Consider the following 20878-nt stretch of genomic DNA (forward strand, 5'->3'; position numbering starts at 1 on the left):
CGGCTTCCGGCTGACGTCGAGGAGACAGGTGCGATGGCATGATGACTACCATGAGCGCTGATGTCGTAGGACCCGGTGATCTTCATGTCGATGAGTTCGTGCGCATCCTGCGTGCGCTGGAGCCGCATCTGCCGATCTCCGATGCGTATGAGAAGGACTGCCCTCAGCGGCAGGGCTCGTGGTGGACGAGTCAGCAGGAACACATGGTGCGCTGGTTCAGCAGCCAGAAGGGCCTGGGCTCCGGTGCGTTCACGCGGAGCATTCCCAATACGAGCGCGCGGAGGACGTACAACCGCATGCTCGCGCCTGCCGCGTTCCTCTGGATGGCTGAGGCGCTGGGCGAGAGCGCCGACGTCGTCCAGGCCGCAGCCGATGCCGCCCGAGCCGAGCCGAACGCCCGCAAGCGTCCTGGGCTGCTCCGGAGACACCTGCCCTGGGCCCGGATCGACGAGCTTGCGCGGGGGAAGCGGTAGGACCCGACGTGCGATTCCGCTGAAGGTCGAGGGCGGTTTTCAGCGGAGCTACGGCAGCCGAGCTGCACGCGGTGACACCCACTCTCAACGTGGCATCTCGCGGCGTCCTGCACGTTTCGCGAAGGCGTCGATCGCGTCGAGGATCTCCGCGCTGCGCCAGAAGGGGCCGAGCCGGTGCTCGGCCTTCGCCGTGAGGATGCCCGCACCGACCAGTGCCTCCAGTGGTGGATAGACGTTCGGGCGCTGAACGCCCAGCTCGTCCGCCGCGGCGGCGGCGTCCAGAACGGGGCGACGGGCAATGACGTCGAGAAGACGCCACGCATTGCTCGATCGGCGGACGGCGAGCCGTGCGGTCCACGATGCCTGGATCTGATCGATGTCGGCGATGAGCTGCCGTGCATTCGAGATGGCACGCATCGACGCGCTGGCGAACGCCATCACGATCGGGGAGACGTCGCCTGCGCGATAGTCCGTCAGCGCTCGGTGGTAGCCGTCCACGTCCGCGAGCAGACCGGCAGAGACCGGCACGGCCACGTTTCTGGTGACACCGCGGTGGCGGAGCATCGCTTGAGCGATGGCGCGCCCGGTGCGTCCGTTGCCGTCGCTGAAGGGATGGATCGTCTCGAACTGTGCGTGCGCGACGGCCACGGAGGTGAGCGAGGGAAGATCGCGTCGGTCGGCGAAGGCGGTGAGGTCCGAGATGAGAACGGGAACACGATCGTGGTCGGGGGCAACGAACTCGGCGCCGATCGGACTGTCTGTTCGTGTTCCGATCCATACTGGCTCGTCTCGCCATTCGCCCGGTGTGTGGCGAGGTTGTCTCGCCATGAGGACGCGGTGCATCTCGCGGATGGCCTCAGGCGAGATGTCGCTGCTCAGCTCCAGCGCAGCGCGCAGGGCCTGCGTGTTCGAGGCGATCAGCTCGGCGTTGCGGCTTCCCTTCGCGCCGAGCTCGGCACTGAAGATGGCTCGCGCGCTCGCGGTCAGGTTCTCGATCTGCGACGACGATGCGGATTCCGAGCGGAGCAGCACCGGCGCGAACGCAGCGACGCGATGACCCAGCTCTGCGTCGAATCGGCTCAGTTCGTTCGTCGCGAAGGCGGCGGCTTCGGTCGCCTCCGCCGAGGGGGCGGGGGCAAGCGTGGCGATCAGCGGGGGAACGGATGCCTTGTACCGCCCGCGTCCGAAACCGGCTGCCGGCTGCCAGACCCTGTCCTCCCAACCCAACGCGGGCCACTGCGACGCCGAGGTGCTCATACCCGTTCGTGGACGTTGTTATGGGTAATTAAGTTACTCATAATGAGAGGCTACTACGTGTATGAGCAAGGAGGCGGGTGGGGGCGCCTGCCCGACACCGACCCGGCGGGGTGGCTACCAGCACAGGATGGCGAGTCAACTCGCGCTGGGAGCCGAGATAACATCGACGACCCCCGGCGCGCGGAACGACATCACGCCAGATGTCTTGCGTTGCTCCAGTATGTCGAGCTCTTCAAGTCGGCGGACCGCGTTGCTCACCGCCTGATAAGTCAGACCGGTTCGGTCTCGCAGTAGCGGGATGCTGACGAATGGAGAACCGATGAGAATGTCCACGATGTCTCGGACTGCACCGCGGGCGCCGGAAGCTCGTAGAGCTTCATGGTAATCAGCCTGCAACTTGAGTAGCTGGCTGATGCGCTGTGCGGAGTCAACCGCGGATGCTTCGATCGCGTCGGCGAAGAACCTTATCCAGTTGTCCCATCTTCCTGTTGCACTGACCTCGGCGAGCAAGTCTTGGTAGCGCTCGCGGCGACTTTCGAACCATGGGGAGACGCTAAGTAGTCCCTCCGGAAGCACGCCGAGCGCCACCAGCTGCAAGACAATCAGTAGCCGTCCGATGCGGCCGTTCCCGTCGTTAAAAGGGTGAAGCGTCTCAAACTGATAATGGGCCATCGCCGTCGCGACAATAGGGTCCAGATCGTCTTGCGATATCTGCATCCACCTGATGAGATCTCCCACTGCAGCTTCAAGTGCAGCTCCCTCTGGCATCGGTATGAAGCGTGCTGAGGTTACGTCTCGACCACGTGAGCCGATGACTACCTGCACCCGACGAACCCGGCCGGCCTCGGCGGTGTCGGCGGGGGTGCCCTGCACGAGCGTGCGGTGAAGGTCGCACAACAGGCCGGACGTCAGGGGGCGTTGTTGCTGGACCCACTGGAAGCCGTTCTCGGCGGCGACGACGTAGTTGAGGACTTCGTTGAGGGCTGCGGATCGGTCGGTTCCTTCGATGACGTCAGCGGCAAGAACGTCTTCGAGCGGCGCGTAGGTGCCTTCGAGGGCCGAGGTGCTCTGCGCCTCGCGGCGTAGTGTCGGTTGCCGTAGCAGTCCGGGATTGATGATCAGTAGGGAGCCCTGTTGCAGACGTCCGAGCGCACGATTCGCTCGAGCCACCGAAGCCCATGTAGACGTCCCTAGTTCTGGGGGTCCCATGAGGGGGTGCGCGGCGTACGCGACGTGCTCGTACCGTTCTCCGCGCACGTCTGTGCCGCTGATTGGCACCAGGTCGCCGATCGGGCTGTTTGCAAACTTCTGCGGGTCCATCGATACCTTCAAGTTTCGTTGAGTGTGAAGGAGGTAGGTTCAAGTAGATCGCTGGCAACTTGAACTTACAACAGTGTGATTCAAGTCAGATCGAGGCTCGTCCACTCTGGGCAGCGCGTGGATGACTCGCAGAGGCGAGCGGTTCGGTGGAGCGGGACAGGGTTCTATGGGCAGGTGTGGCAAGGGAGCCCCTGCGAACACCCGAATGAGTGCCGTCGCACGTCGGGCGGAGCCGAAGGGGTCAGACCTGCCCGCAACGGTGCTTCGGGTGTCAGCTGCTTTCCGCAGTGCTGCAATCCATACGTTGCCCCCGGCTGTGTGAGATCACGGTGAGCCCATCGCCTCTCGAAGGCGGGGCACGATCGCAGAGGATCGCCCGGACAGCGACCGGGAGCGGCTCAGAAACCGCCTCTCACCAGGGCAAGGCAAAACCCCCGCCGTGTAGAAGCTGGGCGAGGGTTTCTAGGGTGATTGTAACGATCACCTTGTGGCTCCGACCGGCATCGATCCGGTGACCTTTCGATTTTCAGTCGAACGCTCTACCAACTGAGCTACAGAGCCGCGCAGACCGTGAGCTGGAGCTTTCTGACCTGCGTCCTAGACGAAAGGCCCTTTCCGGAGAAAGAGCCCGACGCTTGGAGCGACCCTGACGGGACTTGAACCCGCGACCTCCGCCGTGACAGGGCGGCACGCTAACCAACTGCGCTACAGGGCCAGAACTATGAAATTGTATCGGACGAGTGACCCCAACGGGATTCGAACCCGTGCTACCGCCGTGAAAGGGCGGCGTCCTAGGCCGCTAAACGATGGGGCCGAGAGGGCCGGGGCTCTCCTGCCGACGCTCAAGCATAAGCGACCGCCGGGGCAAAACACCAATCGAGGGCGCGTCGGCCGTGATCCCGGGCGTGTCCGGGGGAGGATGACGGGTGGTGCCGGTTCCGTGAACCCGGGAAGCGGGGCCGGAACGGGCGATCGGACGAGCGGACCCGAGAGCGGTGACCGCCGCTGCCCTGGCCTTCTTGTGACAGATGTTGTTACTGTGATTGTTGTGAATGGGCGAATGGAGGCCGTGTGAACGAGCCGAATGCCGGCGACCCCAACTGCGGATGCGGCCCCACGCCCGCGGAGAAGCAGTCGCTCTGGCCCTCGTCCATGCGGGTCTCGCGACGCAAGGCGATCGGGATGGGCGTGCTCGGTCTCGCCGCCGCAGGCGCCATCGGTGCGGGCGGTTTCGGATTCAGCACGGCGTACGCGGACGACTATCCGTCCTGGGATGACGTGCAGAACGCGATGAACAACGAGGCGGCGAAGGCCGACGAGATCGCGCGCATCCAGGCCCTCATCAACGGGCTCGCGCAGAAGGTCGCCGAGACCAAGGCCGCGGCGGAGGCCGCGGGCAACGAGTTCTACGCCGCCCAGCAGGCGTTCTTCGACCAGTCGCAGCGCTCGAAGGATCTGCAGGCGCAGGCCGACGCCCAGGAGCAGCTCGCCACGGAGGCCGCGCGTGAGGCCGGACAGGTCGCCGCGCAGCTCTACCGCAACGGCGGCGACAACACCTCGCTCGAGCTGTTCTTCGCCGGATCCGCCGCGAACGCCGATGACCTCTTGCAGAAGCTCGGTCAGATGGACCGGCTCCTCGCACGCAACCAGGCCGTCTACGACAAGGCCGTCGCCGCCCGCAACTCCGCGCAGAACCTGAGCGATCAGGCGGCGAAGGCGCGCGACGAGCGTGACCGCCTCCGCCAGATCGCCGAAGACAAGATGCGCAAGGCGCAGGAGGCCGCGCAGGCGGCGCAGGCCGCCCTCCAGGAGCAGCAGTCCCACGCCATCGAGCTCGAGGCGCAGCTCGCCGCCCTTCGGGACACCACCGCGAAGACGACCGCCGAGTACCAGGCCGGCGTCGCCGAGCGGCAGCGTCAGGAGGAGGAGCGCAAGCGCAAGGAAGAGGAGGACCGTCGCAACAACGCCGGAAACGGCGGCGGCGGGAACTCGGGCGGTAGCGACTCCGGCGGTGGGGGAGGCGACTCCGGCGGCGGCAACTCCGGTGGCGGCGGAGGAGGAACAGGGCCCGGCAACGGCTGGGTGCGCCCGCACGGCGGCTTCCAGTCCTCCGACTACGGACCGCGCGTCCCGGACTGCGACGCCTCCGGCTGCTCGTCGAGCTTCCACCGCGGCGTCGACCTCGCCAACGGCTGCGGCGCGCCGATCTACGCCGCCCATGAGGGCACGGTCGACTACGCGTCCTGGAACGGCGGGTACGGGAACTACATCCGCATCCAGCACGGCGGCGGCGTCGCCACCGGCTACGCGCACATCGTCGACGGCGGCTTCAACGTCGGCTGGGGCGACTACGTGCAGGCCGGGCAGGTCATCGCCTACGCCGGCAACACCGGCGGCTCGTTCGGATGCCACCTGCACTTCGAGGTCTACATCGACGGCGACACCGTCAACCCGATCTACTTCATGCAGGATCGCGGCGTCGACATGTCCTGATCCGCGTCCCGGATCATACGGAAGACCCCCGGCCGCAATGCGCGGATCCGGGGGTCTTCTGCGTCGGTGCGACGACGGGGTCAGTGCCCGTCGGTGCCGAAACGCTCGATCGCCTCGTCGAGGATGCGCTGCGCCTCTGCGGCGTCGCCCCACTCGTCGACCTTGACCCACTTGTTCGGCTCGAGGTCCTTGTAGTGCTCGAAGAAGTGCTCGATCTCCTTCTTCGTGAACTCCGGCAGGTCTCCGATGTCCTGGATGTGCGCCCAGCGCGGGTCCTTGGACAGCACGGCGACGAGCTTGTCGTCGCCGCCGGCCTCATCGCTCATCTTGAGCACGGCGACGGGGCGCACGTTGACGACGACGCCGGGGTAGATCGCGTGGTCGAGCAGCACGAGCACGTCGAGCGGGTCGCCGTCCTCGCCCAGCGTGTTGTCGAAGTAGCCGTAGTCGGCCGGATAGCCGAAGGCCGTGTAGAGCACGCGGTCGAGGTGGACCCGACCGGTCTCGTGGTCGACCTCGTACTTCACGCGGCTGCCGCGCGGGATCTCGATGACGGCGTCGTGTGCGCCCATACGTGTGCTCCTTGGGATGACGGGTGGATGCCGGCGACCAGCCTACCCGCGCGGACCCTGCCCGCGATGTGCGGATGCCCGCAGGCCCGGAGCATCGGGCGGAGGACCGGGACGGTGGAGGGGTGAAGGTCATCCTCTGGGCTGACGTGCTCCGGAAATCGACCTCCCTAGGATCGAAACATGATCATGGCGGAGAACCTGACCAAGCGATTCGGCGCGAAGACCGCCGTCGACGACGTGTCCTTCGAGGTGAGGCCAGGCATGGTCACCGGGTTCCTCGGCCCGAACGGCGCCGGGAAGTCCACCACGATGCGGATGATCGTGGGGCTGGACCGCCCCGACAGCGGCACGGTCACGGTGAACGGCCTCCCCTTCGCGCAGCACGCCGCGCCGATGACCGAGGTCGGAGCGCTCCTCGACGCCAAGGCCGTGCATCCGGGACGGACCGCGGAGGCGCACCTGCGCATGCTCGCGAGCACGCACGGCATCGCCCGCTCCCGCGTCACCGAGGTGATGGGCCTGACGGGGATCACGTCCGTGGCCAACCGCCGCATCGGCGGGTTCTCGCTCGGAATGCACCAGCGCCTCGGCATCGCCGCCACCATGCTCGGCGATCCGCACACGCTCCTCCTCGACGAGCCGGTCAACGGTCTCGACCCGGAAGGCGTGCACTGGGTGCGCGGCTTCGTCCGCGCCCTGGCGGCCGAGGGACGCGCGATCCTCCTCTCCTCGCACCTCATGAGCGAGATGGCGCAGGTCGCGGACCACATCATCGTGCTGGGACGAGGCCGCGTGCTCGCCGATGCCCCTGTCGGGGACTTCCTCCGGGAGGGCGGACGTGAGCGGACGCGCGTCCGGGTCTCGGACCCCGGCGCCCTCGCGGCGCTGCTCGCCGCCGACGGCGTCGCCATCGCCCACGCCGCGGACGGGGCGCTCGAGGTGGAGGGGACGCCCGCCGCGCACATTACCCGCATCGCCGTCGGGGCCGACCTCGACGTCCACGAGATCACGCCCCTGCGGGCCTCGCTCGAAGAGGCTTACCTCGCCCTCACCGGCGACGCCGTCGAGTACCGCAGCGCCGCCGCGGCGGCTTGACCCTTCGGAGACCGGACATGACAACGATCACTCCCGCCTACCGCAGCTCCGCAGCAACGGCCCGCCTCACCTTCGCCCACGTCGTGCGCGCGGAATGGCTCGGCCTGCACAGCCTGCGCGCCACCGTCACCACATACGTCGTGGGTGGTGCCCTCGTCCTCCTCGCCATCGTCGGGATGGCGGTCGCCTGGGGGTTCACGGGGAGTCCCGACGCTCCGAAGATCGCGCCGCCGATCGAGATGCTCCTGTCCTACGGGCTCGTCTTCGCGCAGATCGTCGGCGTTCTGATCGGCGCGGCGATCTACGCGAAGGAGCATTCGACGGGATCCCTGCGGACGCAGCTCGCCGCCGCGCCCCGCCGGGCGATGACTCTCCTTGCCAAGGCCGTCGTCGTCGCCGTCGCGACCTTCGCCTGGGCTCTCGTGGTGTTCGTGCTCGCCGCTCTCGGGGCGGCGCTCGTCTTCCTCCTCTTCGGCGGCGAGCTCACGATCAACGCCGGCCCCCTCGTGCAGGCGGTGCTCGGAGGAGCGCTGCTGGTCGCCCTCACCGGCGTGCTCGCGCTCGGCGTGGCAGCTCTCGTCCGCTCCGAGACGTGGGCCGTGACGCTCGTGCTGGCTTTCCTGCTGTTCCTCCCCGTCGCGATCGGCCTGCTGCCGTTCGAATGGGCGCCCACGGTGAACGGCCTGCTGTTCGCGACCGCGAGCGGTGTGCTGACGACGCCCGTGGAGGTCTTCGACGGCGACGCCATCCGCAACGTCGTGCTCACGATCGCCTGGCCCGCGGCCGCACTCCTCGGGGGCATGGCGGTGATGACGCGACGCGATGCCTGAGCGGCGCCTGGGCGGTGGGCCCGGCGGGCCCCCTCCCGCCGCGGGACCGGCGCCGTCGGGCTAGCGTTGACCTGTGCCCGATGCCCCGCTCGCTCCCGTCGTCGCCGAGGTCCGTCTCGCCGTCCGCACCGCTCTCGCCACCCTCGAGGACGCCCCGCCCCGGGTGGTCGTCGCGCTCTCCGGCGGCGCGGACTCGCTCGCGCTGGCCGCGGCGACCGCGTTCGAGGCGAAGAGGCGCGGGATCGAGGTCGTGAGCCTCACGGTCGATCACGGCCTGCAGGACGGGTCCGCGACGATCGCCGGGCGCGCTGCCGAGGCGGCCGAGGCGCTCGGGATCCGGGCGCTCGTGGAACGCGTGGAGGTGGACGGCGGCGCCGAGGGCGGGCCGGAGGCGGCCGCGCGCGAGGCTCGGTACGGCGCCCTTCGCGCGCTGGCCCTGCGCGAGGGGGCGCCGGTGCTCCTCGGGCACACCCTGGACGATCAGGCGGAGACCGTGCTCCTCGGGCTCGCGCGCGGGTCGGGAGCGGCGAGCCTCAGGGGGATGGCGCCGGTGCGGGAGGATCTGGACGGGGTCCGCTGGGTGCGCCCCCTGCTCGGGGTCCGTCGATCCGTCACCCGCGCGGCCTGCGCGGCGGAGGGCGTGGCCTGGTGGGACGATCCGCACAACGAGGATCCGCGATACGCCAGGGTGCGCGTGCGGAATCGGGCGCTGCCGGTGCTGGAGGAGGAGCTGGGCCCCGGGATCGCCGAGGCGCTCGCCCGCACCGCCGAGCAGCTGAGGGAGGACGCCGAGGCGTTCGACGAGATGATCCACGAGACCATCGAGGACATCGTCGAGCCGGCCGAGGCGGGCATCGCCGTCAGCATCGCGGCGCTCGCCGCCAATCCGGCCGCACTGCGGAACCGGATCATCCGCCTCGTCGTCGCGAGCGAGTTCGGGGTGGGCCTCACCCGGCGTCAGACCCTGGAGGTCGCGCGGCTCGTGACCGACTGGTCCGGGCAGGGGCCGATCGACCTCCCGTCCTGCACGGCCGAGCGCGCAGCGGGTCGAATCGTCTTCGCCGCCCGCGCGTAGCCCTCCGCCCGCGGCCGCCCTCCGATATTCGGGGGACGCAGAAACGCGGGCCCGGGCATGTCGCCCGAGCCCGCGTCCGGAGGGCTCAGCCCTCCATCGTCCTGCGTGCTCGTCCTACTTCTTGCCGCCGAAGAGGCCGCCGAGGAGCCCGCCGATGTCGATGCCGCCTCCGCCACCGCCGGCGTTGCTGCCGCCGAGAAGGCCACCGAGTCCGCCGAGCACGTCGCCCAGCCCGCCTCCGCCGGAGCCGCCGTTGCCGCCGCCGAAGAGGCCGCCGATCAGGTCGCCGATGCCGCCGCCGCTCTCCGCGTCGCCGCCGGCCGTTCCGCCGTCGGCCGGGGCCGCCTTGCCCTTGCCGAGGTTCGCGACGATGCCCATCACGATCGGCGCGAGGATCGGGAGCAGCTTCCCGAAGTCGATGCCCGCCGTCTTCGGCTCGTTCGTGAGGGTCTCCGCCACGTTCGCGGAGTTGCCGCCGAAGACGTGCGTGACGATCTTCTCGCCGTCCGCCTGGTCGACGTCGTCCACCGACGCCACGCCGGAGAAGCCGCCGTGCTTGCTGAGGGCCTGCTCGATCGCGGCCGAGCCCTCCGAGGTCTCGGCGTTCTTGGCGAGACCGCCCAGGAGAGCAGCGCCGCCCTCCTGCACCGCCTGCTGCGCGACGTCGCGGCTCACGCCGAACTTCTCGGCGATGTCGTCGATCGGCACCTGCTTGAGGATCTCGTCGAGGTCCATGGTCTTCCCCTTCTCTCCACGTGTCCGCGGGGGTGCGGCGCCACGCTGATATTCCACGCTCAGAGTAGTGCGGATGCGCCATCGGCGGGGAGGGGATGACGATGGCGGGAACACGGCGTGCGCGTGCGTAAGATCTATCCATGCGCGCTGCGGACATCCAGGACGACCTCGCCCAGATCCTCGTCACCGAGGAGCAGATCCACGCGAAGCTGGATGAGCTCGCCGTCCGGGTCGCGGCCGACTACGAGGGCAAGGACCTGCTGCTGGTGGGCGTGCTCAAGGGCGCCGTGATGGTCATGGCCGACTTCGCCCGTGCACTGCCCTTCCACGCGCCGATGGACTGGATGGCCGTCTCCAGCTACGGGGCGAGCACCAAGTCCAGCGGCGTGGTGCAGATCCGCAAGGACCTCGACACCGACCTGAACGGCAAGCACGTGCTCATCGTCGAGGACGTGATCGACTCCGGCCTGACCCTCAGCTGGCTGCTGGAGAACTTCGCCTCCCGCGGCGCGGAGTCGATCGAGGTGCTGGCCCTCCTGCGCAAGCCGGACGCCGCGAAGGTGCACGTCGACTGCCGGTACGTCGGCTTCGACATCCCGCCGGACTTCGTCGTCGGATACGGCCTCGACTTCAACGAGCGCTACCGCAACCTGCGCGACGTCGCCGTCCTCGCCCCTCACGTCTACAGCTGACCACGCCCGCCCGGCGGGAGAGCCGTACGCCGTGGGCGAATCCCCAGCGATGCCAAAGCCGGGCCGCGATACGCTGATCCGATCATGGACGTCAAGAAGGTCACCCGGAATCCGCTGATCTACGTGCTGCTGATCGGCGTGCTGCTGATCGGCGGATTCATGCTGATCTCGAGTCTGGGCGCTGCGAAACAGGTCACCACTCAAGAGGGGCTGGACCTGCTCAAGGGCGGTACCGTCACCGAGGTCGTCATGACCGATGGCGACCAGCGCGTGGACATGAAGCTCTCCAAACCCTTCAAGGACGCCGAGTCCGTGCAGTTCTACTACGTCTCGGCCCGTGCCGACGAGGTGGTCTCCGCGGTCGACAGCGCCAAGCCCAAGGACGGCTTCAACGACGCCGTGCCGCGGCCGGGCTGGTTCGACGGCTTCCTCTCGCTGCTGCTGCCGATGGTGATCCTCGGTCTGCTGTTCTGGTGGCTGCTCTCGTCCGCGCAGGGCGGCGGCGGCAAGATCATGCAGTTCGGCAAGTCGCGCGCCAAGCTCGTGAGCAAGGAGTCGCCGACCGTCACCTTCGCCGACGTCGCCGGTGCCGACGAGGCGATCGAGGAGCTCCACGAGATCAAGGAGTTCCTGCAGGACCCCGCCAAGTTCCAGGCCATCGGCGCACGGATCCCGAAGGGCGTGCTGCTGTACGGCCCTCCCGGAACCGGGAAGACGCTCCTCGCACGCGCCGTCGCGGGCGAGGCCGGTGCGCCGTTCTACTCGATCTCCGGATCGGACTTCGTCGAGATGTTCGTCGGCGTCGGCGCCTCGCGCGTGAGGGACCTGTTCACGCAGGCGAAGGAGAACGCCCCCGCGATCATCTTCATCGACGAGATCGATGCGGTCGGACGGCACCGTGGCGCAGGCCTCGGCGGCGGCAATGACGAGCGCGAGCAGACGCTGAACCAGATGCTCGTGGAGATGGACGGCTTCGACCCGAACGCGAACGTCATCGTGATCGCGGCGACGAACCGTCCCGACATCCTCGACCCCGCCCTTCTGCGTCCTGGTCGCTTCGACCGGCAGATCGGCGTCGACGCGCCCGACCTCAAGGGCCGCCAGCGCATCCTCGAGGTGCACGCCAAGGGCAAGCCGCTCGCGAACGGCGTCGACCTCGAGGTCGTCGCCCGAAAGACCCCCGGCTTCACCGGCGCGGATCTTGCGAACGTTCTCAATGAGGCGGCGCTGCTCACGGCCCGCTCGAACGCGCAGCTCATCGACAACCGTGCGCTCGACGAGGCCATCGACCGTCTGATCGCGGGTCCGCAGCGTCGCACGCGCGTGATGAAGGACAAGGAGAAGCTCATCACGGCGTACCACGAGGGCGGACACGCGCTCGCGGCGGCGGCGATGAACTACTCCGACCCGGTCACGAAGATCACGATCCTGCCCCGCGGCAAGGCGCTCGGGTACACGATGGTGCTCCCGGTGGACGACAAGTACTCGATCACCCGCAACGAGCTGCAGGACCAGCTCACCTATGCGATGGGCGGCCGTGTCGCGGAGGAGATCGTCTTCCACGATCCGACCACCGGCGCGGCGAACGACATCGAGAAGGCGACCAGCACCGCCCGCAAGATGGTGACCGAGTACGGCATGACGGCCCAGGTCGGACCGGTCAAGCTCGGATCCGGGTCGAGCGAGATGTTCGTCGCCCGCGACATGAACCGCGGGCGCGAGTACTCCGAGTCGATCGCGGAGACCGTGGACGAGCAGGTGAGGGCCCTGATCGAGCAGGCGCACAACGAGGCGTACGAGGTGATCAGCGCGAACCGCGACATCCTCGATCTCCTGGCGCGCGAGCTCCTGGAGAAGGAGACGCTCGACCACAACCAGATCGCCGAGATCTTCAAGGACGTGCGCAAGCTCCCGGAGCGTCCGCAGTGGCTGAGCAGCGAGGACCGCCCGGTGTCGCTGCTGCCTCCGATCGACGTGCCGGTGCAGGTCCCTGAGGCGAGCGCCGCCGCGTCGGTCTCCGCCGACACCGCGTCCTCGTCCGAGCGCAAGCCGGGTCAGGCCGGCGCCGGCGGCGGTCACCCGCGCCCTGCGACGGCGTGACGTGGCCGTCGATCGGGAGCGCATCGCCGCGCTCACCCGAGAGCTGCTGGAGGCGATCGGGGAGGATCCGGAGCGTCCGGGGCTGACCAACACTCCGGCGCGGGTCGCCGAGCTGTATGCGGAGTTCTTCTCCGGCGTGGGGGAGGATCCGGCGGCGCCCCTGGCGCACACGATCAGCGTCTCGCATGGTCCGGCTCCGGAGACGCTCCCGTCCGGGGCCGTGCTGCTGCGCGGCATCCGGTTCCGCTCGGTGTGCGAGCACCACCTCCTCCCGTTCGCGGGCCATGCCCACATCGCGTATCTCCCCGGCGAGCAGGTGGTGGGGCTCGGTGCGCTCGTCCGGGTCGTGGAGATCCTTGCCTCGCGTCCGCAGGTGCAGGAGCGCCTCGGCGAGCAGGTCGCCGACACCATCGCCTCCCATCTGGACGCCCGGGGCGTGCTGGTCGTGATGGACGCGGCCCACGGGTGCGTCACGATGCGCGGAGGGCGGCAGCCCGAGGCGACGACCCTCACGATCGCCGCCCGTGGGGAGTATCTGGATCCGGCGGCGCGGGCCGAGCTCATCGCCCTGATCGGCGGCGTCCCGGATCCCGGCCGCGAGCGATGACCGCGATCTGGGGGATCGTCAACGCCACCCCCGACTCCTTCAGCGACGGCGGTCGCTATGCGGATCCCGTGGCGGCGGTCGCCCGCGGCCGGCTGCTGCGGGACCAGGGCGCTGCGGTCCTCGACATCGGCGGGGAGTCCACGCGGCCGGGGGCGGAGCGGGTGGACCCGGCCGAGGAGCGGCGGCGCGTCCTCCCGGTGATCGAGGCGCTGGCAGCTGCCGGCATCCCCGTCAGCATCGACACCCTGAACGCCTCGACCGCGGTCGCCGCAGTGGGCGCGGGTGCCCGGATCGTGAACGACGTGTCCGGGGGGCTGGCCGATCCGGACATGCTCGCCGCCGTGGCCGACAGCGGCGCCGACATCGCGCTCGGCCACTGGCGCGGGCCGTCGGCCGACATGTACGCGCGCGCCGAGTACTCCCGGGTGGGGCGCGAGGTCGCCGCCGAGCTCCGCGCACGCGTCGAGGCGGCGGCTGCGGCCGGCATCGCGCCGTCCCGGGTGATCGTGGACCCGGGGGTCGGCTTCGCGAAGACCGCCGCGCAGAACTGGGAGCTGCTGCGCGATCTGGAGGACGTCGTCGCGCTCGGCTCGCGCGTCCTCGTCGGGACCTCGCGCAAGCGGTTCCTGGGGACGGCGCTGGGCGATGAGGCGGACGAGTCGCGCAGGGACGCCGCGACCGCGGTGACCAGCGTGCTCGCCGCACGCGCGGGCGCCTGGGCCGTGCGCGTGCACGACGTGGCTGCCACCCGCGACGCGCTGGCCGTCCTCACCGCCTGGGACGGCTGACCCCGGTCCGGATGGCGCGGGCGTCGGGTTCGGTTGGTGCTCAACCCGCGACTGATGCCCCGCCGTGGCAGGTCTTGTGGGTTCGCGGGGGTCTGAACCCACAGAACCTGCCACGTCGGGACAGAACCTGCTACGTCGGGACGCGCGGCGCTGGCCTTGAAGATGTCGAGCGCTTTCTGCCCCGCCGGGGCAGGTCTTGCGGGTTCACGGGGCCTGAACCCGCAAGACCTGCCACGGCGGGGCACAAAAGGCCAGGAGACAGGGGAGCGAACGCGGGGCGGGGCGAGGCATGAGGGGCAAGACACGGCGCGGACGCGGGATCGGGTGTGGACGGATCCTCGGCGGCGTCGGAGGTCGCGCCGTACGCTAGGGGCATGGACTTCCTCGACGAGATCGCGCTGATGGGGCTGACCGTCTTCGGGCGTCACGGCGTCTACGAGCATGAGCGTGTCGATGGGCAGGAGTTCGTCATCGACCTGCGACTGCGACTCTCGTTGCGCGAGGCGGCGGTGTCGGACGATGTGGCCGACACCGTGCACTACGGCGAGCTCGCAGAGCGGGTCGCGGCCCTGGTCGCGGGCGACCCGGTCGACCTCCTCGAGACCCTGGCGGCTCGTATCGCCGAGCTCGTCCTCACCGACCAGCGCGTCCAGATCGTGTCCGTGACGGTGCACAAGCCCCACGCGCCGATCCCGCTCTCCTTCGACGATGTCGCCGTGACCATCACCCGGGGGAGGGCGTCATGACCTCCCCCAGGCACCCCATCCCGCCGGTCCCGCCGGGCAGGCGGCTTCCGCGCCCCGATCCGCGTCCCGGGCGGGAAGCGGTGCAGGCCGTCGTCGCCCTGGGCTCCAACCTCGGCGAACGGGAGGGGACGATCGCGGAGGCCGTCGCCGCGATCCGCCGGCTGCCCCTCGTCGACGACGTCCGCGTGTCGGCGCCCGTCGAGACGGTGGCCGTCCGGATGGACGGCCCCGACCCCGACGCCCCCGGCTTCGTGAACGCGGTCGCACTCGTCACGACGAGGCTGGCCCCGCAGGTGCTGCTGGGCATGCTGCACGCGATCGAGGAGGAGCACGGCCGCGTGCGATCGGAGCGCTGGGGAGACCGCACTCTCGACCTCGACCTCATCGCCTACGGCGACCTGCACAGTGCCGCCGAGCGCATGCTCCTCCCGCATCCGCGCGCCGCCGAGCGTCTCTTCGTCCTGGAGCCATGGCTCGATGTCGACCCCGACGCGGTGCTCCCCGGACGTGGGCGCGTCGTGGACCTCGTCGCCCGCCTCAGGGGCGCGGGAGCAGAGGAAGCGCGATGAGGGGCGACGGATGAGACGCACCTCGGTCATCGTCCTGCTCATCGTCGCGCTCGCCGGCGCCGGGGCGGGGTTCCTCCTTGACCATGCGCTGACGATCTCGGGCCGTGCCACCTTCACCCCGATCGTCGGGCTGCCGATCCTCCTCGTCCTCCTCGGCGCAGGCGTCCTGATCCTCGCCTGGCCGATACGGCGCAGCATGCAGCAGCGCGGCAACGGTGCAGACCGTCGTCGCCGGGTCGATCCGTTCCGGGCCTTCCGCGTCGCGATCCTCGCCCGCGCCTCCAGTCTCCTCGGTGCCGTGGTCGCGGGGTTCGCGGCGGGCCTCGCCGTCTATCTCCTCACGCGTCCGATCGCGCCGCCGGTAGGCTCGATGGCGGCTGTCATCGCCACGCTGGGGGGAGCACTCGCCCTCGTCGCGGCGGCGTTGATCGCCGAGCACTTCTGCGCGCTGCCGAAGGACGGCGGTCCGCACGACACCGAAGGGCCGCAGGGCTCCCTCGGGATGGAGGACGACGATGACGAACACCCCGCAGCTGCCGCAGGACGGTGACGGCCGGACGCCGCCCCCGGCAGCGCCGGAGCAGCCGTCGCCGACCGGGGCGACCGCATCCGACGCGCCTCTCCGGAGACGCTCTCTGCGCGCGGAGGCCGCGGAGTCCGCACCGGCTGCGCCGGGCTCGGTCGCAGCGGCTCCGGTGCCTCCCGTAACTCCTGCGACTCCGCCAGCTCCAGAGACTCCGGCGGCTCCGACGGCAGCCCCGGCAGCAGCGGTAGTGGCACCGGCGCACCCACAGGCACAGACACAATCACCGCCGCCGCCCGCCACCTCGCCGGTGCTGGACGAGGGTGTCTACACCTCGCTGAAGGAGCCGTCAGGTGCCGGCGCCCTCATGCTCGACGGCGTATGGCACCAGATCTCGCCGCGCTACGTCGTCTCGCAGGTGCTGCAGAACCTCCTCTTCCTCGTCGGCCTCATCGTCGTGGTCCTGGTGCTCGCGTTCCCGATGCACCAGCTCTGGGCATGGATCCCGGGCGCGGTGCTCGCCGTGATCACGATCGTCACCCTCGTGATCCTCCCGCGTCAGGCGCGCGCGATCGGCTACATGCTGCGCCCCGACGACATCGTGTTCCGGAAGGGCATCCTCTGGCAGCGCATGATCGCGGTTCCCTACGGCCGGATGCAGCTCGTGGACATCACGCAGGGACCGATCGATCGCGCGTTCGGCGTCGCGAAGCTCAAGATGGTGACCGCCGCCGCGACCACGGGGGTGGAGATACCCGGCCTGAACCAGGCCGCGGCAGAGGCCCTGCGCGACACGCTCATCGAGGTCGCCGAGACCCGGCGGACCGGGCTGTGACCCTGCCAGCCCAGACCGCACCCGATGCGGGCGGTCTGCCCGAGGGAGGATCCTCCTCGCTCGCCGATGGCGAGTGGCACCGGATGCACCCGCTCACGCCGCTGTTCAAGGGCGGACTGGTGCTCGTGGTGCTCCTCGGCGTCGTGGTCGCGAACCTGCGGGACAGGATCGTCACGTGGGCCATCCGCCTCTTCACCCCGGAGGCCCCGAACCTGCCCGGCGCCGGAGACCCGGTGGACTGGGTGCTCGCGAACAACCTCATCCTCGTCGTCCTGCTCGTCGTCCTCGGCGTGCTCGTGGTGCTGTCGTTGGGGTTCTGGCTGGTCTGGAGGTTCCAGCAGTTCCGGATCACCGGCGACCACGTCGAGGTGCGCAAGGGGATCGTGTTCCGCTCGCATCGGCGTGCACCGCTCGACCGCGTCCAGGGCGTGAACCTCACGCGCCCGTTCCCGGCTCGCCTCATCGGGATGGCCAAGCTCGAGGTCGTCGGTGCCGGCACGGATGCGAACGTCGCGCTGGAGTACCTCTCCACGGCCAAGGCCGAGACCGTCCGCGTCGACATCCTCCGGCTCGCCTCCGGGGCGCGTCAGGTCAGGGAAGCCGCGCACGCAGGGGCCGTCGGCGCTCCCGGCGACCTCCGGCCGGCGTCGGCCAGGGCACAGCTCGCGGACTCGATGAGCCGCGGGGTCTCCGGCATGATCACCGGTGTCGACCTCGATGACGTCGCACCCGAGAGCGTGCTGCGGATCCCGACCGGCCGCCTGGTCGGCTCCCAGCTGCTGTCCGGGCTCATGTGGCTGGTCTTCTTCGGAGCGCTGTTCGCGATCGTGATGGCCTTCGTCGTGCCGAAGGTGCTGGCCGAGGAGGGGCCGGGCGGTGCCGCTCTCCTGCTCGGGATCGGGCTGGTCACCGCCGTTCCGTTGATCGGTGCGGCGATCGCGATCACGTGGGCGCAGATCGCGAAGTCCCTGCGCTATTCGATCGCGCCGACGCCCGACGGCGTCCGGATCACCTTCGGGCTGCTTACCACGGTGACCGAGACCATCCCGCCCGGCCGCATCTTCGCGGTCGAGGTGACCCAGCCGCTCCTGTGGCGGCCGTTCGGCTGGTGGACCGTGAAGATCAACCGGATGTCGGGCAAGAGCGCATCGCAGCAGCAGTCCAGCACGGCCCAGCAGTTCAACGTCGTGCTTCCGGTCGGCGCTCGCGCCGACGTCGAGCGCGTGCTGTCGCTCATCCTCCCCGGGACGCCGCAGGAGGTCGTCCCGCTCATCTGGGAGCACGGTGTGCTCGGCCCGCAGACGGATGACCCGTACCACACGATCCCCGCGCGGGCGTGGTGGCGTCGGCCGTTCTCCTGGCGCAGGCACGGCGTCGCGCTCACTGATTTCGCGCTGCTGATGCGGCGTGGCCGGATCTGGCGCAAGCTCGCGCTCTTCCCCCTCGCGAGGCTGCAGGGGTTCTCCCTCGAACAGGGGCCCATCGACCGGGTTCAGCGTGTCTCGGGAGGACGCGCGCATTCGGTCACGGGACCGGTGACGGGCGACGTCTCCGGCATCGAGCGCGACGTGATGATCGGGCTGGTCAACGCGGTGGCCGCCTCCGCCGCCCGCGCTGCGGCGGAGGACCGCGCTCATCGCTGGGCCGAACATGGCAATGAGGCGTCGATGGCGCTCGCCGGCGCACCGACGGACGCCGGTGCAGCAGGGGCCGCGCCCTCCTTCTCTGCACCTTCCTTCCCGGCACTGGCCTTCCCGGTGCCGGCCTTCCCGCCTCCTGCTGCTGCCTCGCCTGCTGCTGCGCCGCCTGCTGCCGCCCCGCCTGCTGCGGCCCCGCCGATGCCGGAAGTGCCGCAGCCCCCGCCTGCGGGATCGGAGAGCCGGCCGGACCCCGCCTCCCCGGAGACTCGGTGAGTCGCGCCGGCCGGCTCGACGTCGGCGTGGTCGGCGCAGGTCACGTCGGCCCTGTTCTCGGCGCGGCGCTCGCCGGGGTCGGCCACTCGCTCGTCGGGATCACGCCGGGATCCGATCCCGATCGCGTCGCGGCGATCCTTCCGACCGTCCCGGTCCGTCAGACCGAGGAGCTCGTGCGGGGGAGTCAGCTCGTGGTGCTCGCGGTGCCGGGCGATCAGCTCGCCGATCTGGTCGCGGGCCTCGCCGAGCTGGACGCCTGGCAGCCCGGCCAGCTGGTGCTGCACACGAATCCTGGCCTCGGCACCGCGGTGCTCGATCCCGCCGCGCGCCGCGGGGCGATCCCGCTCGCGGTGCATCCGGCGATCTCGTTCACGGGGACGACCCTCGATCTGCGACAGCTCCACGGCGCATACGCGGCGGTGACCGCGCCGTCCATGGTCCTCCCGATCGCTCAGGCGCTCGCGGTCGAGCTCGGATGCGAGCCGATCGTGATCGCGGAGGAGGATCGTGCCGCCTATGCGGAGGCGATCGCGACCGCTTCCGACTTCACGAGGTCGATCGTGAGCCAGGCGACGGGGATCCTCCGCGGCCTCGGCGTGGAGAACCCGGGCGGCTATCTCTCCGCGCTCGTCTCCTCGACGTTCGAGCGCGCGCTGCGCGACGCCGGCAACGCCTGAGCGCGCCGGTAGACTGGGCCCGACTTTCGAGGAGCCCCACCGATGACTGACGCGCCCGACGCCGCGCCCGCTGACCAGACCGATGCCACGGATGCCGAAGACACCTTCGAACAGCGCGCGGTGCGCCTGGCCAAGCGTGATCGGCTCCTCGCCGAGCGGACGGACGCCGCAGGCGGCGCCTTCCCCGTCTCGGTTCCGGTGACCCACACGATCCCCCAGCTGCGGGCCCAGTTCCCGGACCTCGAGCCCGACACGCAGACGGGACTCATCGCGGGGATCGCCGGCCGAGTGGTCTTCAGCCGCAACACGGGCAAGCTCTGCTTCGCCACCCTGCAGGCCGGCGACGGGTCTCGGATCCAGGCGATGATCTCCCTTGCGAACGTCGGAGAGGAGTCGCTGTCCGCGTGGAAGGAGCTCGTGGATCTCGGCGATCACGTGTTCGTTCACGGGGAGGTCATCTCCAGTCGCCGGGGCGAGCTCTCGGTGATGGCCGACGGCTGGACCATCGCGTCCAAGGCGATCCTGCCGCTGCCCAACGTCTACGGAGACCTGAACGAGGAGAGCCGGGTCCGGAGCCGGTTCCTGGACCTGATCGTGCGCGACCAGGCTCGGACGACCGTGCGTGCACGGGCGGCGGTGAACGCGAGCCTGCGGTCCACATTCACCGCCCACGACTTCCTCGAGGTCGAGACGCCGATGCTGCAGGTGCAGCACGGCGGCGCCTCGGCGCGTCCGTTCATCACCCACTCCAATGCCTTCGACACCGATCTGTATCTGCGGATCGCGCCGGAGCTCTACCTCAAGCGCGCGGTCGTCGGCGGCATCGAGCGGGTCTACGAGATCAACCGCAACTTCCGCAACGAGGGCGCCGACTCGACGCACAGCCCGGAGTTCGCGATGCTTGAGGCCTATCAGGCGTACAGCGACTACAACGGCATCGCAGATCTGACTCAGGAGCTCGTGCAGAACGCCGCGATCGCCGTGTCCGGGGCGACCACCGTCACGTGGGCGGACGGGACCGAGTACGACCTCGGCGGGGAGTGGGCGCGGATCTCGATGTACGACTCGCTGTCCGCGGCGGCCGGGCGCGAGTTCACCCCCGCGGACGAGGTCGGCGATCTCGTCGCCTTCGCCGAGGCCAACGGCGTCGAGGTCCCCACGCAGGCCACGCACGGCAAGCTCATCGAGGAGCTGTGGGAGCACTTCGTGAAGGGCGGGCTGGAGCGCCCCACCTTCGTGATGGACTTCCCCGTCGACACCTCGCCGCTCGTGCGCGAGCACCGCTCGATCCCGGGCGTCGTGGAGAAGTGGGACCTGTACGTCCGCGGCTTCGAGCTGGCGACCGGCTACTCCGAGCTCATCGACCCGGTGATCCAGCGTGAGCGCTTCGTTGAGCAGGCGAAGCTCGCCGCCCGCGGCGACGTCGAGGCGATGAACGTGGACGACGAGTTCCTCCGCGCTCTGGAGCACGGCATGCCGCCGACCGGCGGGATGGGCATGGGGATCGATCGCCTGCTCATGGCGATCACGGGGCTCGGGATCCGCGAGACCATCCTCTTCCCCCTGGTCAAGTAGGTT

General features: G+C 69.7%; 20 protein-coding genes and 3 tRNA genes. 16 read left to right on the forward strand and 7 right to left on the reverse strand.

What is annotated here, in order from left to right:
* The first annotated feature begins 50 nt into the window (after nt 1-50).
* Nucleotides 51-473 carry a hypothetical protein gene (locus J2Y69_RS05690; RefSeq protein WP_310018476.1) on the forward strand — a complete coding sequence of 141 codons (423 nt, stop codon included), beginning with the start codon at nt 51-53 and terminating at the stop codon, nt 471-473.
* Between the two features lie 84 nt (nt 474-557).
* Here the strand turns inward: J2Y69_RS05690 and J2Y69_RS05695 are convergent, their stop codons facing one another.
* The 5 genes from J2Y69_RS05695 to J2Y69_RS05715 all read right to left on the reverse strand — a co-directional run bounded on the left by J2Y69_RS05695 (nt 558) and on the right by J2Y69_RS05715 (nt 3864).
* Nucleotides 558-1730: a Fic family protein gene (locus tag J2Y69_RS05695; protein ID WP_310018478.1), complete on the reverse strand. Its 1173-nt coding sequence runs from the start codon at nt 1728-1730 to the stop codon at nt 558-560.
* Nucleotides 1731-1865: 135 nt separating this feature from the next.
* Entirely contained in the window at nt 1866-3050 is a 1185-nt protein-coding gene (locus J2Y69_RS05700) for a Fic family protein (RefSeq protein ID WP_310018481.1), read from the reverse strand.
* Nucleotides 3051-3538: 488 nt separating this feature from the next.
* Nucleotides 3539-3611 (reverse strand) — tRNA-Phe (locus J2Y69_RS05705).
* Nucleotides 3612-3691: 80 nt separating this feature from the next.
* Nucleotides 3692-3765 (reverse strand) — tRNA-Asp (locus J2Y69_RS05710).
* A gap of 26 nt (nt 3766-3791) precedes the next feature.
* A tRNA-Glu gene (locus J2Y69_RS05715) sits at nt 3792-3864 on the reverse strand.
* A gap of 257 nt (nt 3865-4121) precedes the next feature.
* On the opposite strand from J2Y69_RS05715, the gene J2Y69_RS05720 reads away from it, so the two are divergent.
* The gene (locus tag J2Y69_RS05720) at nt 4122-5543 is read left to right on the forward strand and encodes a peptidoglycan DD-metalloendopeptidase family protein (protein ID WP_310018483.1); all 1422 of its coding nucleotides are present in this window, start codon (nt 4122-4124) and stop codon (nt 5541-5543) included.
* A gap of 80 nt (nt 5544-5623) precedes the next feature.
* Here the strand turns inward: J2Y69_RS05720 and ppa are convergent, their stop codons facing one another.
* Nucleotides 5624-6115, reverse strand: a complete 492-nt coding sequence (gene ppa, locus J2Y69_RS05725; protein WP_310018485.1) for an inorganic diphosphatase — start codon at nt 6113-6115, stop codon at nt 5624-5626.
* A gap of 180 nt (nt 6116-6295) precedes the next feature.
* Here ppa and J2Y69_RS05730 point away from each other — a divergent pair, with 180 nt between their 5' ends.
* The 3 genes from J2Y69_RS05730 (at nt 6296) to tilS (ending at nt 9115) form a co-directional block, all read left to right on the forward strand.
* Nucleotides 6296-7210, forward strand: a complete 915-nt coding sequence (locus J2Y69_RS05730) for an ABC transporter ATP-binding protein (protein WP_310018488.1) — start codon at nt 6296-6298, stop codon at nt 7208-7210.
* Between the two features lie 17 nt (nt 7211-7227).
* Nucleotides 7228-8040 (forward strand): ABC transporter permease subunit, encoded by an 813-nt coding sequence (locus tag J2Y69_RS05735; protein WP_310018490.1) that lies wholly within the window; start codon nt 7228-7230, stop codon nt 8038-8040.
* Between the two features lie 73 nt (nt 8041-8113).
* Entirely contained in the window at nt 8114-9115 is a 1002-nt protein-coding gene (gene tilS / locus J2Y69_RS05740) for a tRNA lysidine(34) synthetase TilS (RefSeq protein WP_310018492.1), read from the forward strand.
* 114 nt (nt 9116-9229) lie between these two features.
* On the opposite strand, the gene J2Y69_RS05745 is transcribed toward tilS, so the two are convergent.
* On the reverse strand, nt 9230-9850 hold the full coding sequence (locus tag J2Y69_RS05745; RefSeq protein WP_310018494.1) for a DUF937 domain-containing protein: 621 nt from the start codon (nt 9848-9850) through the stop codon (nt 9230-9232).
* A gap of 140 nt (nt 9851-9990) precedes the next feature.
* Between J2Y69_RS05745 and hpt the strand changes: the two genes are divergently transcribed.
* From hpt to lysS, 11 genes are all read left to right on the forward strand, one after another.
* Nucleotides 9991-10542 carry a hypoxanthine phosphoribosyltransferase gene (gene hpt / locus J2Y69_RS05750; RefSeq protein ID WP_310018496.1) on the forward strand — a complete coding sequence of 184 codons (552 nt, stop codon included), beginning with the start codon at nt 9991-9993 and terminating at the stop codon, nt 10540-10542.
* Between the two features lie 84 nt (nt 10543-10626).
* On the forward strand, nt 10627-12642 hold the full coding sequence (gene ftsH, locus J2Y69_RS05755) for an ATP-dependent zinc metalloprotease FtsH (protein WP_310018498.1): 2016 nt from the start codon (nt 10627-10629) through the stop codon (nt 12640-12642).
* Nucleotide 12643: 1 nt separating this feature from the next.
* The gene (gene folE / locus J2Y69_RS05760) at nt 12644-13249 is read left to right on the forward strand and encodes a GTP cyclohydrolase I (RefSeq protein ID WP_310018500.1); all 606 of its coding nucleotides are present in this window, start codon (nt 12644-12646) and stop codon (nt 13247-13249) included.
* A complete protein-coding gene (gene folP, locus J2Y69_RS05765; protein ID WP_310018501.1) occupies nt 13246-14037 on the forward strand; it encodes a dihydropteroate synthase in 792 nt (263 codons plus the stop codon). Before folE ends, folP begins: the two co-directional genes overlap by 4 nt.
* A gap of 374 nt (nt 14038-14411) precedes the next feature.
* Complete coding sequence (gene folB, locus J2Y69_RS05770; protein WP_310018502.1) at nt 14412-14783, forward strand: dihydroneopterin aldolase; 372 nt, start codon at nt 14412-14414, stop codon at nt 14781-14783.
* Nucleotides 14780-15352 carry a 2-amino-4-hydroxy-6-hydroxymethyldihydropteridine diphosphokinase gene (gene folK, locus J2Y69_RS05775; protein ID WP_310018503.1) on the forward strand — a complete coding sequence of 191 codons (573 nt, stop codon included), beginning with the start codon at nt 14780-14782 and terminating at the stop codon, nt 15350-15352. The genes folB and folK overlap by 4 nt, the downstream gene beginning before the upstream one ends.
* 10 nt (nt 15353-15362) lie before the next feature.
* Nucleotides 15363-15902, forward strand: a complete 540-nt coding sequence (locus tag J2Y69_RS05780; protein WP_310018504.1) for a DUF3180 domain-containing protein — start codon at nt 15363-15365, stop codon at nt 15900-15902.
* Between the two features lie 283 nt (nt 15903-16185).
* Nucleotides 16186-16710: a PH domain-containing protein gene (locus J2Y69_RS05785; RefSeq protein WP_396653045.1), complete on the forward strand. Its 525-nt coding sequence runs from the start codon at nt 16186-16188 to the stop codon at nt 16708-16710.
* Nucleotides 16707-18623 carry a PH domain-containing protein gene (locus J2Y69_RS05790; RefSeq protein WP_310018505.1) on the forward strand — a complete coding sequence of 639 codons (1917 nt, stop codon included), beginning with the start codon at nt 16707-16709 and terminating at the stop codon, nt 18621-18623. The genes J2Y69_RS05785 and J2Y69_RS05790 overlap by 4 nt, the downstream gene beginning before the upstream one ends.
* The gene (locus J2Y69_RS05795) at nt 18620-19300 is read left to right on the forward strand and encodes a DUF2520 domain-containing protein (protein ID WP_310018507.1); all 681 of its coding nucleotides are present in this window, start codon (nt 18620-18622) and stop codon (nt 19298-19300) included. Before J2Y69_RS05790 ends, J2Y69_RS05795 begins: the two co-directional genes overlap by 4 nt.
* Before the next feature lie 42 nt (nt 19301-19342).
* Nucleotides 19343-20875, forward strand: a complete 1533-nt coding sequence (lysS, locus tag J2Y69_RS05800; protein ID WP_310018509.1) for a lysine--tRNA ligase — start codon at nt 19343-19345, stop codon at nt 20873-20875.
* The last annotated feature ends 3 nt before the right edge of the window (nt 20876-20878 follow it).

Origin of the sequence: Microbacterium resistens (genome assembly GCF_031456305.1) — a bacterium.
GTDB lineage: Bacteria > Actinomycetota > Actinomycetes > Actinomycetales > Microbacteriaceae > Microbacterium > Microbacterium resistens_A.

Excerpts from the sequence above, each read along its gene's own strand:
- J2Y69_RS05690 (WP_310018476.1), top strand. The coding sequence starts at position 51 with ATGAGCGCTGATGTCGTAGGACCCGGTGATCTTCATGTCGATGAGTTC.
- J2Y69_RS05695 (WP_310018478.1), bottom strand. The coding sequence starts at position 1,730 with ATGAGCACCTCGGCGTCGCAGTGGCCCGCGTTGGGTTGGGAGGACAGG.
- J2Y69_RS05700 (WP_310018481.1), bottom strand. The coding sequence starts at position 3,050 with ATGGACCCGCAGAAGTTTGCAAACAGCCCGATCGGCGACCTGGTGCCA.
- ppa (WP_310018485.1), bottom strand. The coding sequence starts at position 6,115 with ATGGGCGCACACGACGCCGTCATCGAGATCCCGCGCGGCAGCCGCGTG.
- J2Y69_RS05730 (WP_310018488.1), top strand. The coding sequence starts at position 6,296 with ATGATCATGGCGGAGAACCTGACCAAGCGATTCGGCGCGAAGACCGCC.
- J2Y69_RS05735 (WP_310018490.1), top strand. The coding sequence starts at position 7,228 with ATGACAACGATCACTCCCGCCTACCGCAGCTCCGCAGCAACGGCCCGC.
- J2Y69_RS05745 (WP_310018494.1), bottom strand. The coding sequence starts at position 9,850 with ATGGACCTCGACGAGATCCTCAAGCAGGTGCCGATCGACGACATCGCC.
- hpt (WP_310018496.1), top strand. The coding sequence starts at position 9,991 with ATGCGCGCTGCGGACATCCAGGACGACCTCGCCCAGATCCTCGTCACC.
- ftsH (WP_310018498.1), top strand. The coding sequence starts at position 10,627 with ATGGACGTCAAGAAGGTCACCCGGAATCCGCTGATCTACGTGCTGCTG.
- folP (WP_310018501.1), top strand. The coding sequence starts at position 13,246 with ATGACCGCGATCTGGGGGATCGTCAACGCCACCCCCGACTCCTTCAGC.
- folB (WP_310018502.1), top strand. The coding sequence starts at position 14,412 with ATGGACTTCCTCGACGAGATCGCGCTGATGGGGCTGACCGTCTTCGGG.
- folK (WP_310018503.1), top strand. The coding sequence starts at position 14,780 with ATGACCTCCCCCAGGCACCCCATCCCGCCGGTCCCGCCGGGCAGGCGG.
- J2Y69_RS05780 (WP_310018504.1), top strand. The coding sequence starts at position 15,363 with ATGAGACGCACCTCGGTCATCGTCCTGCTCATCGTCGCGCTCGCCGGC.
- lysS (WP_310018509.1), top strand. The coding sequence starts at position 19,343 with ATGACTGACGCGCCCGACGCCGCGCCCGCTGACCAGACCGATGCCACG.